This window comes from Pseudomonas sp. Bout1, assembly GCF_034314165.1.
Classification (GTDB): domain Bacteria; phylum Pseudomonadota; class Gammaproteobacteria; order Pseudomonadales; family Pseudomonadaceae; genus Aquipseudomonas.
In genome coordinates, this window is record NZ_JAVIWK010000001.1 from 2,674,309 (window position 1) to 2,687,952 (window position 13,644).

13 protein-coding genes are annotated in these 13,644 nt (G+C 62.2%); 4 read left to right on the forward strand and 9 right to left on the reverse strand.

Annotated elements, in window-relative coordinates; translation table 11 throughout:
* Positions 1 to 15 precede the first annotated feature (15 nt).
* A complete protein-coding gene (hpaR, locus tag RGV33_RS12480) occupies positions 16 to 438 on the forward strand; it encodes a homoprotocatechuate degradation operon regulator HpaR (RefSeq protein ID WP_010175444.1) in 423 nt (140 codons plus the stop codon).
* 128 nt (positions 439 to 566) lie between these two features.
* On the opposite strand, the gene hpaI is transcribed toward hpaR (RGV33_RS12480), so the two are convergent.
* The 8 genes from hpaI to RGV33_RS12520 form a co-directional block, all read right to left on the reverse strand.
* Entirely contained in the window at positions 567 to 1,367 is an 801-nt protein-coding gene (gene hpaI, locus RGV33_RS12485; protein ID WP_322144477.1) for a 4-hydroxy-2-oxoheptanedioate aldolase, read from the reverse strand.
* An 18-nt stretch (positions 1,368 to 1,385) separates the two neighbouring features.
* Positions 1,386 to 2,189, reverse strand: a complete 804-nt coding sequence (gene hpaH, locus RGV33_RS12490; RefSeq protein WP_322144478.1) for a 2-oxo-hept-4-ene-1,7-dioate hydratase — start codon at positions 2,187 to 2,189, stop codon at positions 1,386 to 1,388.
* A gap of 10 nt (positions 2,190 to 2,199) precedes the next feature.
* The gene (locus tag RGV33_RS12495) at positions 2,200 to 3,504 is read right to left on the reverse strand and encodes an MFS transporter (protein WP_322144479.1); all 1,305 of its coding nucleotides are present in this window, start codon (positions 3,502 to 3,504) and stop codon (positions 2,200 to 2,202) included.
* A 51-nt stretch (positions 3,505 to 3,555) separates the two neighbouring features.
* Entirely contained in the window at positions 3,556 to 3,948 is a 393-nt protein-coding gene (locus RGV33_RS12500; RefSeq protein ID WP_322144480.1) for a 5-carboxymethyl-2-hydroxymuconate isomerase, read from the reverse strand.
* Positions 3,949 to 4,092: 144 nt separating this feature from the next.
* Positions 4,093 to 4,950 carry a 3,4-dihydroxyphenylacetate 2,3-dioxygenase gene (gene hpaD / locus RGV33_RS12505; RefSeq protein WP_322144481.1) on the reverse strand — a complete coding sequence of 286 codons (858 nt, stop codon included), beginning with the start codon at positions 4,948 to 4,950 and terminating at the stop codon, positions 4,093 to 4,095.
* A 151-nt stretch (positions 4,951 to 5,101) separates the two neighbouring features.
* The gene (gene hpaE / locus RGV33_RS12510) at positions 5,102 to 6,562 is read right to left on the reverse strand and encodes a 5-carboxymethyl-2-hydroxymuconate semialdehyde dehydrogenase (protein ID WP_322144482.1); all 1,461 of its coding nucleotides are present in this window, start codon (positions 6,560 to 6,562) and stop codon (positions 5,102 to 5,104) included.
* Between the two features lie 5 nt (positions 6,563 to 6,567).
* Entirely contained in the window at positions 6,568 to 7,338 is a 771-nt protein-coding gene (locus RGV33_RS12515; RefSeq protein WP_322144483.1) for a fumarylacetoacetate hydrolase family protein, read from the reverse strand.
* Positions 7,335 to 8,000: a fumarylacetoacetate hydrolase family protein gene (locus tag RGV33_RS12520; protein ID WP_322144484.1), complete on the reverse strand. Its 666-nt coding sequence runs from the start codon at positions 7,998 to 8,000 to the stop codon at positions 7,335 to 7,337. Before RGV33_RS12520 ends, RGV33_RS12515 begins: the two co-directional genes overlap by 4 nt.
* A 143-nt stretch (positions 8,001 to 8,143) precedes the next feature.
* Between RGV33_RS12520 and hpaA the strand changes: the two genes are divergently transcribed.
* Positions 8,144 to 9,046 (forward strand): 4-hydroxyphenylacetate catabolism regulatory protein HpaA, encoded by a 903-nt coding sequence (hpaA, locus tag RGV33_RS12525; RefSeq protein ID WP_177047956.1) that lies wholly within the window; start codon positions 8,144 to 8,146, stop codon positions 9,044 to 9,046.
* Between the two features lie 11 nt (positions 9,047 to 9,057).
* Here hpaA and RGV33_RS12530 read toward each other — a convergent pair whose 3' ends face one another.
* Positions 9,058 to 10,314: an OprD family porin gene (locus RGV33_RS12530; RefSeq protein ID WP_322144485.1), complete on the reverse strand. Its 1,257-nt coding sequence runs from the start codon at positions 10,312 to 10,314 to the stop codon at positions 9,058 to 9,060.
* A 212-nt stretch (positions 10,315 to 10,526) separates the two neighbouring features.
* Between RGV33_RS12530 and hpaR (RGV33_RS12535) the strand changes: the two genes are divergently transcribed.
* Together hpaR (RGV33_RS12535) and RGV33_RS12540 are read left to right on the forward strand one after the other, a co-directional pair.
* Complete coding sequence (hpaR, locus tag RGV33_RS12535; RefSeq protein WP_322144486.1) at positions 10,527 to 10,949, forward strand: homoprotocatechuate degradation operon regulator HpaR; 423 nt, start codon at positions 10,527 to 10,529, stop codon at positions 10,947 to 10,949.
* Positions 10,950 to 11,036: 87 nt separating this feature from the next.
* Positions 11,037 to 13,427: a TonB-dependent receptor gene (locus tag RGV33_RS12540; protein ID WP_322144487.1), complete on the forward strand. Its 2,391-nt coding sequence runs from the start codon at positions 11,037 to 11,039 to the stop codon at positions 13,425 to 13,427.
* Positions 13,428 to 13,644 lie beyond the last annotated feature (217 nt).

The window sequence follows — 13,644 nt, forward strand, 5'->3', positions numbered from 1 at the left end:
CGTGACCCTGAGCCTATGTTGAAACCCAGACAATCCTTGACCTTGACCTTGCTCCAGGCCCGTGAAGCGGCCATGAGTTTTTTCCGACCCTCGCTGAATGAGCACGGGCTGACCGAGCAGCAATGGCGGGTTATTCGAATTCTCAGCCAGCACGACGAGCTGGAGATTTACCAACTGGCGGAACTGGCGTGCATTCTCAAGCCGAGCATGACCGGTGTGCTGGTGCGCATGGAGGCGGCGGGGATGGTGCATCGGCGCAAGGCCGAGCAGGATCAGCGGCGGGTGCTGGTGACGCTGGCAGAGAAGGGCAAAGCCAGTTTCGAGTCGATGAGCCAGTGCATGGAGGAAAATTACCAGCGCTTGCAGGGGCAGTTTGGGGAGGAGAAATTGCAGGTGTTGTTGGGGTTGCTGGATGAGTTGAAAACCATCAAACGCTGACACACCACCGATTCAAATGTGGGAGCTGGCTTGCCTGCGATGCAGGCGCCTCGGTCCTTCAGGTACACCGAGGTGATGCTATCGCAGGCAAGCCAGCTCCCACAGTTGATCTCTGTTGTTTGACGGGGTTAGTACACGCCCCCGGTAGTGGCCGGTGCCGCAGTGTCTTTGAACTTCGCAGCCAACCCCTGCAACCCGCGCATCAACACCGTCGTATCCACCCCGACCGCCACAAACGCCGCCCCCAGCTCGATATACCGCCGCGCCAGTTTCTCATCCGCACTCAAGATCCCCGCCGCCTTGCCGGCTTTTTGAATCCGGACGATGGCGTCTTCAATCGCTGCCTGCACCTCGGGGTGCCCGGGATTGCCCCGATGCCCCATGGCCGCACTCAGGTCCGCCGGGCCGATAAATACCCCGTCCACTCCGTCAACCGCGGCAATCGCATCGAGGTTGTCCAGGCCTTCACGGTTCTCGATCTGCACCAACAGGCACATCTGCGCATCGGCCTCATCCAGGTAACCGGGAATACTGTTCCAGCGCGACGCCCGCGCCAGCGCGCTGCCCACGCCCCGTACACCACCCGGTGGATAACGCATCGCCCGCACCAGTTGCCGGGCCTGTTCCGCCGTCTCCACCATCGGCACCAACAGCGTCTGCACACCAATATCCAGCACCTGCTTGATCAACGCGGTATCGCCGATCACCGGGCGAATCACCGGCTGGCTGTCGTACGGCGCTACGGCCTGCAATTGGCCGAGCATGCCGCGCAGGTCATTGGGTGCGTGCTCGCCGTCGATCAGCAGCCAGTCAAACCCGGCATTCGCCGCCAGCTCGGCGCAGTAGGCATCGGCCAGGCCGAGCCACAGGCCAATCTGCGTCTGGCCACCTTGCAGGCGTTGCTTGAAACGGTTGATGGGCATGTGCATGAAACGGTCCTCCAGTATTCAGACAAAGCGGCAGGAGATGGAGCCCAGCATGTCGTAGTCGACATGGAAGGTGTCACCCGGGTTTGCCGCCACCGGGCGAGTAAAGGAACCGCCAAGGATGATCTGGCCCGGCTGCAGGGTGACGTCGTATGGCGCCAGTTTGTTCGCCAGCCACGCCACGCCCTTGGCCGGGTGGTTGAGCACGGCGGCCGACACCCCGGACTCTTCGATCACCCCGTTGCGGTACAACACCGCCGGCACCTTGCGCAGGTCGATCTCGGTGGGGCGCACTGCACGGCCGCCCATCACCACACCGGCGTTGGCAGCGTTGTCGGAGATGGTGTCGAACACCTTGCGTGTGGCGTTGGTGTGCGGGTCAACTTGCTGGATGCGGGCGTCGATGATTTCCAGCGCCGGGATCACCCACTCGGTGGCGTCCAGCACGTCGAATATCGTGCAGTTGGGGCCCTTGAGCGGCTTGCCGAGGATAAATGCCAGCTCCACTTCCACCCTTGGCACGATGAAGCGCTCGAAGGGAATGTCGGTGCCCTCGTCGAAGAACATGTCATCGAGCAGGGCGCCGTAATCCGGCTCGGTGATGTTCGACGACACTTGCATCGCCCGGGAGGTGAGGCCGATTTTGTGCCCGACCAGCTTGCGCCCGTCCTTGATTTTTTGTGCGACCCAGGCGCGCTGGATGGCATAGGCGTCTTCGATGGTGATGTGCGGGTGCTCCAGGGAAAACTGGCGCACCTGTTCACGGGACCGCTCGGCCTGGTCGAGGCGGGCGGCGGCTTGCCGGATTTGGGCTTGATCAAGCATGACGAATTCTCTACTGGGGATTGACGATGGCAGCGTGGGTGCGCAGCACCAGCAGGCCGCCGAGGGCGATAAGCAGCGCCAGCACATACAGGGCCAGGCTCGCGCTTTGGGTGGTGTCGCGCATCCAGCCGATCAGGTACGGCGCCAGGAACGAGGCGATGCTGCCGAACGAGCTGATCAGCGCGATGCCGGCCGCCTGGGTGCTGTTGGACAGGAACGCCGGCGGCAATTGCCAGAACATCGGCAACGCAGCGCTGGCGCCCATGCCGGCCAGGATCAGGCCGCCCAGCACCAGGGTCGGGTTGGTGGGCGAGAGCCCGGCCACTGCAATGCCGACGGCAGACATCAGCAACGGCACGCACAAGTGCCAGCGGCGCTCGCGGTTGCGGTCGGAGGAGCGCCCGCAGCCGATCATGAAGAAGCACCCGGCCAGGTACGGCACCGCGCTCAACAGGCCCACCTGGCTGTCGCGGCCGATGCCGGCGCCGTGAATCAGGGTGGGCATCCAGAACGCCAGGGTGTTCACCGCCAGCATCACTGCGAAGTACACCGCCACCAGTAGCCACACCTGCGGGTCACGCACGATGCCGCCGAATGAGGTGATGGATTTGCGCTGTTCTTCACTGCTCAGTTGCTCGCGCAGTTGTTGCTTTTGCGCAGGCGCCAGCCACTTCACGGTTTCGAAGCTGTCGGGCAGGTACTTCAGCACCACCAGGCCGAGCAGTACCACTGGGGCGCCTTCGATCAGGAACATCCACTGCCAGCCGCGCAGCCCGCCGAAATCATGGAAGTGCTCCAGGATCGCACCAGACAACGGCCCGCCGACCACACCGGCCATGGGCACGGCGATCGCAAACAGCGCGGTGACTTGCGCCCGGCGACGGGCCGGGTACCAACGGTTGAGAAACACCAAAATCCCCGGGAAGAAACCGGCCTCGGCCACCCCCAGCAAAAAGCGCAGCACGTAGAAGCCGGTGGAGCTTTCGATCCACAGCATGCTGGTAGACAGCAGGCCCCACACCACCATCAGGCAGGCGATCCAGCGCCGTGGCCCGACCCGGTCCAGGGCCATGTTGCTCGGTACGCCGAACAACGCGTAGGCGATAAAAAACAGGCCGGCCCCCAGGCCGTACACCGTGTCGCTGAAGTGCAGGTCGGTACTCATCTGCATCTTGGCGAAGCCGATGTTGATCCGGTCCAGGTGGGCAAACAGGTAACAGATCAGCAACAACGGCATCAGTCGCCAGGTGACGAGGCTGTGGGTGCGCTGATGTTCGATCAGGGTGGTGCTGTCGGCAGTATTGGCTGTGCTCATGATGTTGTTCTTTTTGGTTTGAGTGGCCATGGGCGGAAAGGCGGGCTGTGGTCAGCTCGCCTGGTTCTTCAGGAAGGCGTGCACGTTGTTCTGCTTGAAATTCAGCTCGGGGTGCAGCTCGATCATCTCGAACGACAACGCCAGCAGCCGCTGGGCTTGCAGTTCGGCGAAGTGCTCGGTGATGACCGTGAACAGCGCTTCGGCGACCGCCTTGCGGGTTTCCAAGTCCCGTCCGTGGCCGACCTTGAGGGTCATGTGGACGAAGGCGTAGTCATGCTTGCCGTCGGCCATGCGCCAGGTGTCCAGGCGCACGCCGCGACTGCGGATGCCCCCCAGGGGAAACACACCGCTGTCGCCCAGCACGGCGTGGACCTTTTCGAACAGTGCCGGCAGGTTGGCCTGCTGTTCGAGGTTGTCGGTGTATTCGGCAATGAAGTGCGGCATGTGACTATCTCCTCTTGGGGTGAGGTGCAGCGAATTCCTTGTGGGAGCTGGCTTGCCTGCGATGGCACCAACTCGGTGAGACAGATACACCGAGGTGCCTGCATCGCAGGCAAGCCAGCTCCTACAGGTGATCTTTACCAAGGCTCATAAAGGAAAAACGGCATTGATCTGCCCGGTGCCCGAGCTGCCGAACGGCTGGGTGATGATCTCGGCCGGCTTGTTGTATTCCGGCCCGCCGAGCAGTCCCAGAAGCATCGCGGTGTCGTGCATCTTGCCTTCGCCAAAGCAATGCTCGGCGTAGTCCGGCAGCATCGCGCAGAACTCTTTGAAGCGGCCTTGCTTCCACATTTCCACCACGTGCAGGTCCATTTGCTTGTCGAATTCACGGGTCCAGTTGTGGATGTTGGCTTCGGCTTCGCGGTCGTCCGAGAAACGGTGGGAGAGGGAGCCCGAGGCCAGCACCAGCACTTTGCGGTCGCTCTTCTCGATGGCCCGGCGCACGGCGGCGCCAAACGCGAAACTGTCTTGCAGGCGGTGCCAGGCGCACCACGCGGCGATCGAGATCACGTCAAACTTCTGCTCGTCGGGCACGCCCATGTGCATGTAGCGCATCGGTACCAGGGTGCCGTATTCCAGCTCCAGGCTCGGGATGTTGTGGGCCATGGTGCGCACGCCGGCCAGGTTGGCCTCGGCGGCGATCAACTCGCCCAGTTCCGGGCAGCCCGGGTACTCGTACTCCATGTTCTTGATGAAGTGCGGCAGCTCGTTGCTGGTGTAGGTGCCCTTGAAGTGCTCGCCGCAGTTGACGTGATAACCGCTGTTGACCAGCCAGTGCACGTCGAACACCACGGCGGTGTCGGCCCCCAGTTCGCGGGCGCGGCGCCCGATTTCCTTGTGCCCGGCGATGGCCGCCTCGCGGCAACCGTGGTGCTTGCCGGGCAGTTCCGACAGGTACATCGAAGGGACGTGGCAGATCTTCGCGGCCAGGACGACTTCGCCCATGATGATTCTCCTGAATAATTGTTTTTGTCTTGGAAGCGTGTTGTCAAAGATCAAGTGTGGGAGCTGTCGAGCCCAGGCGAGGCTGCGATGGGATCACCGCGCTGTCACTGGCAGAGCGCAGCGCCTGCATCGCAGCTCCTACATGGGTCACTCAAACACCCCAGCGCGGGATGTGGTGACTGCCCATGGAAATGCACACGTTCTTGATCTCGGCGAACACTTCGAAGCTGTACTGGCCGCCTTCACGGCCAGTGCCGGAACCTTTTACGCCACCGAACGGCTGGCGCAAGTCCCGCACGTTCTGGCTGTTGATGAACACCATGCCGGCTTCGATGCCGTAGGCCAGACGATGCGCCTTGCCGATGTCCTGGGTCCAGATGTACGACGCCAGGCCGTACTCGGTATCGTTGGCCAGTTGCAGCGCTTCGGCTTCGTCCTTGAAGGGGATCAGGCACACCACCGGGCCAAAGATCTCTTCCTGGGCGATGCGCATGTTGTTATTCACATCGGCAAATACCGTCGGCTGGATAAACTGCCCGCGGCTCAAGTGCGCCGGCAGGTTGGCCGGGCGTTCCAGGCCACCGGCCAGCAGGGTGGCGCCTTCTTCGAGGCCAATCTTGATGTAGCCGGTGACCTTGTCATAGTGGGCCTGGGTGATCATCGAGCCAACCTGGGTTTTCGGGTCTTGCGGGTCGCCGACGATCAGGCGTTTGGCGCGGGCGGCAAACTCGGCGACGAACTGCGGGTACACGCTCTCCTGAATGAAGACCCGGCTGCCCGCGGTGCAACGCTCACCGTTCAACGAGAAGATGGTGAACAGCGCCGCGTCGAGGGCGCGCTCCAGGTCGGCATCCTCAAAGATCAGCACCGGCGACTTGCCGCCCAGTTCCATCGAGTACTTTTTCAACCCGGCGGTCTGCATGATCTTCTTGCCGGTGGCGGTGCCGCCGGTGAAGGAAATCGCCCGTACGTCGGGGTGGCGCACCAGTGCATCGCCGGCGGTGGCGCCGTAGCCCTGGATCACATTCAGCACGCCGTTGGGAATCCCGGCTTCGACCGCCAGGCGTCCCAGTTCGTTGGCCGTCAGCGGCGACAGCTCAGACATCTTCAGCACCGCAGTATTGCCCAGCGCCAGGCACGGCGCGGTCTTCCAGGTGGCCGTCATGAACGGCACGTTCCACGGCGACACCAACGCGCACACACCCACCGGCTGGTACAGGGTGTAGTTGAGCATCTGGTCGTCCACCGGGTAACTGTGGCCGTCCATGCGGGTGCACACTTCGGCGAAGAAATCGAAGTTGTGGGAGGCGCGTGGAATCAATACGTTTTTGGTCTGGTGGATCGGCAGGCCGGTATCGAGGGTTTCCAGTTCAGCCAGGTGCGGCACGTTCTGCTCGATCAGCTCACCGAGCTTGCGCATCAGGCGGGCCCGTTCCTTGGCCGGTGTGCCTGCCCACTTCGGAAAGGCCTCCTTGGCTGCCGCTACCGCCTGCGCCACTTCATCGGCGCCGCCGCTGGCGACTTCACCGATGGCTTCGCCGGTGGCCGGGTTGTAGTTGATAAAGGTGTCTTTGCTTTCGACCTCACGGCCGTTGATCCAGTGTTTGATCATGTTGCTCAAGCCTCTTTACGGGCGGCGAAAAAGTCCGCCTCGCTGACAATTCGATTCACCAGGCGACCGACGCCTTCCACTTCAACGATCACCTCATCCCCCGGCACCACATCGGCCAGGCCTTCGGGCGTGCCGGTGGCGATCATGTCGCCGGGTTGCAGGGTCATGAAGCTGGACAGGTATTCGATCAAATACGGGATGTCGAAAATCATGTCCGAGGTCGAGCCTTCCTGGCGCAGTTCACCGTTGATCCAGGTGCGCAGCTTCAGGTTGCCGGGCTCTGGTACGTCAGCGACATCCACGATCCACGGGCCTACAGGCGTGGTGGCATCGCGGTTTTTCACCCGCAGGTTGGGGCGGTAGTAGTTTTCCAGGTAGTCGCGGATGGCGTAGTCGTTGCACACGGTGTAGCCGGCCAGATACTCCAGGGCGTTCTCGCGCTTGACGTTGCGCGCCGGTTTGCCGATGACCGCCACCAGCTCGCACTCGTAGTGCATGTAGGCGACATTGTCCGGGCGCCAGGTCACCTGGTTGTGGCCGGTGTAGGTGCCGGGGGACTTGATGAACGCCAGCGGCTCGGTGGGCGGCTTGAAGGCCAGTTCGGCGGCGTGGTCGGCGTAGTTCAGGCCCAGGGCGAACATGCTGCCGGTGGCCGGTGGCAGCCATTCCACCTGGTCTTCGGCGAGCAGGCGGCCGTCGGCCAGGCGCACGGCGTTTTCAGCCTCGACCAGCACCGGATGAACTTCACCTTCAAAGCGAATACGGGCGTGTTTCATGACAGCTCCTCTGCCTTGATGTGGTTGACCAGGCGGCCCAGGCCGCTGATCTCGACTTCAACCGTGTCACCGGGTTGCACATCCACCCGGCCTTCGGGCGTGCCGGTGATCAGCACATCGCCCTCGTGCAGGGTCATGAACTCGCTGATCTCGGCGATCAACTGCGGGAGGCTGCGCACGAAGTTGGCGGTAGAGTTTTGCTGGCGCAGTTCACCGTTGACGAACAGCTTCACGCTCAATTGGTGCGGGTTGGCGACCTGGTCACGGGCCACCAGTTCCGGGCCCAATGCGCAGAAACCATCCCGGCACTTGGCTTTCACCGCCGGGCGGTAGTAGCTGTCTTCCGGCAGGCTGAACTCGTTGACGATGGTGTAGCCGGCCACGTGCTCCAGGGCGTTTTCGGCGCTGACCCGGCTGGCGCGCTTGCCAATCACTACCCCGAGTGCCGGGCCGGGTTGCAGGCGTTCACCCTGGGGGTGCAGCACTACGCCATCGTGGCCGTTGCGGGTGTTGGGCGTCTTGATGAACAGCACCGGTTTGACCGGTGGCTTCTGGTAAGGCGCTTGTTCGAATTCGACGAGACGTTGGTTCAGCAACCCCTGGTAGTTCAGCGCAACGCCGAACAGGGTGCCGTTCGCAACATCATGCAGGGCACGGCTCATGCTTTTCTCCTGGCAGTGGCGGGGCAGATTCGGGCCTGCTCCGTGGAATATTCGTTAACCTGTTAACGTTATAATTAAGATGTTAACTATCGTCAAGCGTGGCAATATTTCAGGGCACTCAAAACAACAAAGAGAATGCAGTGATGAGCGATCGTCAGCCGATCCCCAACATCAACATCGGGCAGGTCTACGACCAGCGTTACAGCGATGCCGAGGTGCACTACGACAGGCTCGGCAACCTGGCGGGTTTTTTTGGCCGCAATATGCCGGTGCATCGCCATGACCGGTTTTTCCAGGTGCATTACGTCAAGACGGGCGCGGTGCGCGTCTATCTGGACGACCAGCAGTACCTCGAGTCCGGGCCGATGTTTTTCCTCACGCCGCCGACGGTGGCGCATTCGTTCGTCACCGAAGCCGATGCCGACGGCCATGTGCTGACCGTGCGCCAGCAACTGGTGTGGGCCTTGATCGACGCCGACCCAAGCCTGGCCCCGGGCGCGCAATTGCCGGCAGCCTGTGTGGCGCTGGCGCGGCTGGCGCCGGAGTTTCATCCCGAGGTGCGCCGCCTGGAGTTCCTGTTCGACGAGCTGTGCAGCGAGATCAACGCTCAGGCCAGCGGACGCGGCTCGGCCTTGGACAGCCTGACGCGCCTGATCATGATCAGCCTGCTCAGGCTTTGCGCCAATTCCCTGGAGGCCCGCCCGGCCCGCCACGAAGACCTGCGGATTTTCCACCGCTTCAACGAACTGATCGAAGACCACTACCTGCAACACTGGCCGCTGTCGCGCTACGCCGACGGTGTGGGCGTTACCGAAGCGCGGCTGAACGAGGTGTGCCGACGCATTGCCGACCTGCCGTCCAAGCGCCTGATCCTCGAACGGCTGATGCAGGAAGCCCGGCGCCTGCTGCTGTTTACCGGCAGTTCGGCGAATGAAATCTGCTACCAGCTGGGGTTCAAGGACCCGGCGTATTTCAGCCGGTTCTTCCAGCGCTACGCGCAGATGACGCCGGGGGAATACCGCCAGCGTCAATCGGGCTTGCGTTGAGGCGCGCGGCGTTACCACAGGGCCACGGTGTAGCCGATAATCACCCGGCTTTCGTCAATGTCGCTGGTCAGGCCGTTGCTTGAGCGCAGGGTGGCGTTGCGCAGCCGCACGTTGACGTTTTTCAGCGGGCCGCTCTGCACGGTGTAGACCAGGTCGGTGTCGCGTTCCCATTCCCGGCCGTTGCGCACCGTGGCGGTTTGCGCGTGGCTGCCATCGACGTAGCGGGTCATGAAGGTCAGGCCGGGCAGGCCGAGGGCGGCGAAGTTGTAGTCGTAGCGCGCTTGCCATGCGTCGGTGTTGGCCTTGGTGAAGATATTGATGGTCACCAGGTTGACCGAGTACGGGTCCTGGCCCGGGAACGCAAAGTCGCCGTCACCGGAAAGGTTCTGATAGCCCAGGCCGAATTTGTGTGCGCCCACCGACAAGCTGAACATGCCGTTGAAAAAGCGGTTGTCGATTCGCCCGCCGTCGACCCGGGCAGGGCTGCGCAGCAAGGCGCTGCCTTGTTCGCGGGTGTCGAAGTAGCGCAGGTCGGTGCGCAGGTTTACGCCCTCGGCCAGCGGCAGGTCATGCACCAGGCCGATAAAGTTCTGGCGGTAGATGTCCTGCATTTGCGCATAGTAATACGTCGCGGCCAGGTGCGGATTGATCGCGTAGGTGCCACCGGCCAGGTCCAGGTGGCTGCTGGTGACGCCGCCGTAGCTCATGGATTCGTTGTTGGAGGAGTCCCGCAGGTTCTGTTTTTCCAGGCGCCCGAGGTTCAACGTCAGGCCGTCGATATCCTGGGAGGTCAGCAGTTCACCGTTGTAGGTCGACGGCAGCAGGCGGGTGTCGTTGTAGGCGGCCACCGGCAATATCGGTTGCAGGGTGCCGAGCTTGAGCACGGTTTTCGACAGGCGCACCTTGGCGGTCAGGCCGAGTTCGCTGTAGCTGTCGGCCGGCTCCCCGCTGGCACCAGACGGCAGCAGCCCGGTGCCCCGGCGGTCACGGCTGGAGTCCAGCTTCAGCCCCATTTCACCCAGGGCATCCACGCCAAAACCCACCACGCCTTCGGTGTAGCCCGACTCCAGGCGCAGCACAAAACCTTGCGCCCATTCGTCAGCCTTGTTCTGCGGCGCATTGGCCTGGCGAAAGTCGCGGTTCATGTAGAAATTGCGCAGGTCCAGGCTGGCTTTGCTGTCCTGGATAAAGTCGGCGTGGGCGACCAGAGGGGTAAACGCGGCGCACAGGCCAGCGCTTGCCGCCGTGCGAAAGAGGCACGAATGCATGAGGGGCGTTCCTTTTGTTGTTTTTGTTGGTATGCGCCCTCTGCTAGGTCAGGGGCGGCATATTGTTAACATGTTATCTTTAAGCTGGATAGCGGGATTCACAGGTTTTTGCGAATTCATTTCGAAATTAACGACTTGCTGCGAGCGCTGGGTTGCGTGCACGGGGTACCGACTCTAAGCTTCGACGCTTCGACCTCTGATACGCGTGAACCATGCCCACCCCAAGACCGTCCCTTACGCTCACCTTGCTCCAGGCCCGCGAAGCGACCATGGCGTTCTTCCGGCCGTTGCTCAATGAACATGACCTGACCGAACAGCAGTGGCGGGTGATCCGCATCCTGCGCCAGCAAGGCGAGCTGGAAAGCCATCAGCTGGCACACCTGGCGTGCATCCTCAAGCCGAGCATGACCGGCGTACTGGGCCGGCTGGAGCGTGACGGCATTGTGCGCCGGCGCAAATCGGCCGAAGACCAGCGCCGTATGTTCGTCGCCCTGACCGAACAGGGGCAACAGTGTTTTGTCGACATGAGCGCCGGGATGGAAAGCAATTACCTGAAGATCCAGGAGCAGTTCGGCGAGGAATCCCTGGAACAATTACTGGGTCTGCTCAACAAGCTGAAAAGCATCAAACCGTAATTTCAAACAATATTGGCTCAAGCCTGTCCCCTTTTGTCACGTGGCTGGTCATTCCAGGTAAGTGAACAAAATCGAGAGCCTCTGCCAATGCCCGCAATACGCCCGTTGCTGAATTTCAGCCTCATCCTGAGCCTGAGTGCCAGCCCGTTGTTTGTCCCCATCAGTTATGCCGACGACGGCGCGTCCCGGCGCAGCTACCAGGTGCCGGCCGGCAGCCTGAGTGCCGCGTTGACCCGTTTCGCCGGCCTGGCCGGGGTCAACCTGTCGGTCGACCCGGCATTGGTCAGCGGCCGCAACAGCAGCGGGTTGTCGGGCGAATACGGCGTCGAAGAAGGGTTTGCCCGCTTGCTGCAAGGTTCTGGCCTGCAACTGCAACCGATGGGCGAGCAGGCGTACATGCTGACCCCGGCTCCAGAGGGTGGCAGCCTGCAATTGGCGCCGACCTCGATTCTGGGCACCACCAGCGATGCCGGCAGCGAGTCCTTCGCCGGCGGCCAGGTGGCGCGCCGTGGCTCCCAGGGTTTGCTCGGCTCGCGGGACTTTATGGAAACCCCGTTCAGCATGACCACCTACACCAGCGAGGCGGTCAAGAACCAGCAGGCGCGTACCCTCGGCGACCTGATCGCCAGTGACCCGTCGGTGCGCGCCACCAACCCGGCGGGCGGGCGCTATGAGCAGTTCACCATTCGCGGCTTCAGCCTGTTCAACAGTGACGTCGCCTACAACGGCCTCTACGGCGTATTGCCGACCTACACCATCGACATGGAAATGGCCGAGCGCGTCGACATCATCAAAGGCCCCAGCCAGTTGATCAACGGCATCTCGCCACGGGGCAGCGTGGGCGGCGGGATCAACGTGGTGCCCAAGCGCGCCACCGACGCCCCCATCACCTCGTTTACCGGCAGTTGGGCCTCCGACAGCCAGGCGGGCGGGGCGGTGGATATAGGCCGGCGTTTTGGTGAAGACAACCAGTTCGGCCTGCGTTTCAACGGCGTGAAACAGTCTGGCGACACCGCCTGGGATCACCAGAGTGTCGACCGCGAGATGGCCGTGCTGGGCCTGGATTTTCGCGGTGAGCGCCTGCGACTCTCCACCGACGTCGGCCACACCGAGCGCGACACCGACGCCCCGCAAGAGCGCGTGCAAGTCGGCCCCAAGGCCAACGTGCCGAGTGCCAACGACGTGCGCCACAACTACGCGCAGCCCTGGAGCAAGGCGAGTACCAACGACACCTTTGGCACGTTCAACGGTGAATTCGACCTCAGCGACAACGTGATGCTCTACGGCGGCGTGGGCGCGCGCAAAAGTAACCACGACTTCCTGCGCCATGCCGTGTCGGTGACCAACAATGCCGGTGATTTCAGTGTGCAGCCCCGCGACTTTACCCGCGACGAAAACGTGCGTACCGCCACGGCCGGCGTGCGCAACTGGTTCCATACCGGCCCGGTGAGCCATGAGGTCAACCTGGCGGCCAGTTACTTCTACATGGACTTTGAAAACGGCGGCGCGCGGTATGCGTCGGGGTCGAGCAATCTCTACAACCCGGTGCAAACCCCCGCGCCCGGCAGGCCGACGCGATTCGACTCGAAGGTGTACACCGAGAGCCGCTTCAGCGGCGTGGCGTTGTCCGACACCCTGGGTTTCTTCGATGACCGGCTGCTGCTGACCCTCGGCGCGCGCTGGCAGCGGGTCAAGGTCGACGACTGGACCGATGACGTCAAAGGCAAGACTGCCTACGACGAAGAAAAGATCTCACCCTCGGGCGGCATCCTGTTCAAGGCCACCGACAAGTTGTCGCTGTACGCCAACTACATGGAAGGCCTGAGCCAGGGCAAGGTTGCGCCGTCGACTTCGGTCAACGACGACGAAATCTTCCCGCCGTTTATCAGTCGCCAGGTCGAAGTTGGCGCCAAGTACGACGCCGGTGCGTTTGCGGTGACCGCCGCGGTGTTCCGCATCAAGCAACCGGCCTACGAGACCAATGCCACCACGTTGGTCTTCGGCCCCAACGGCAAGCGCCAGAACGACGGCGTGGAACTCAGCGTGTTTGGCGAGCCGCTCAAGGGCTTCCGCCTGCTGGGCGGGGTGATGTACATCGACAGCGAGTTGACCAACACCACCAACGGCACCTTCGACGGCAACCGCGCGCCGGCCACGCCCAAGTACAACGTCAACCTGGGCGCCGAGTGGGATGTGCCGACCGTTGAAGGCCTGACCCTGACCAGCCGCGGGATCTATTCCAGCTCGCAGTACCTGGACCAGTCCAACGTCAAGGAAATCGACGCATGGACCCGCCTCGATGTGGGCGCACGCTATGCCTTCAAGGTCGACGACAAGCACATCACCCTGCGGGCCAACGTTGAGAACGTGGCCAACCGACGCTACTGGAGTTCGGCCGGAGCCTCGGATGACAGCGAGCCGGGCTTGACCTTGTCGACGCCGCGTACGTACCTGCTGTCGGCCACGGTCGACTTCTAATCGCGACCACGCCACAGGGAAGTGGCACTCTCCCGTAGTTAAAGATTAAACACCTGAAGTTCAACGAATAGTGCAGTTGCGAAGGGCTGGCTATATGCAATCGTGAACTAAGTGACAATATGTTAGTCGATGTGTTTAACAAGATTTTATGAATTATGGCGAACTAATGGCCTTGGTCACTAGTTGTAAAAGGCCATGATTTGCCACGGCTGTCCTG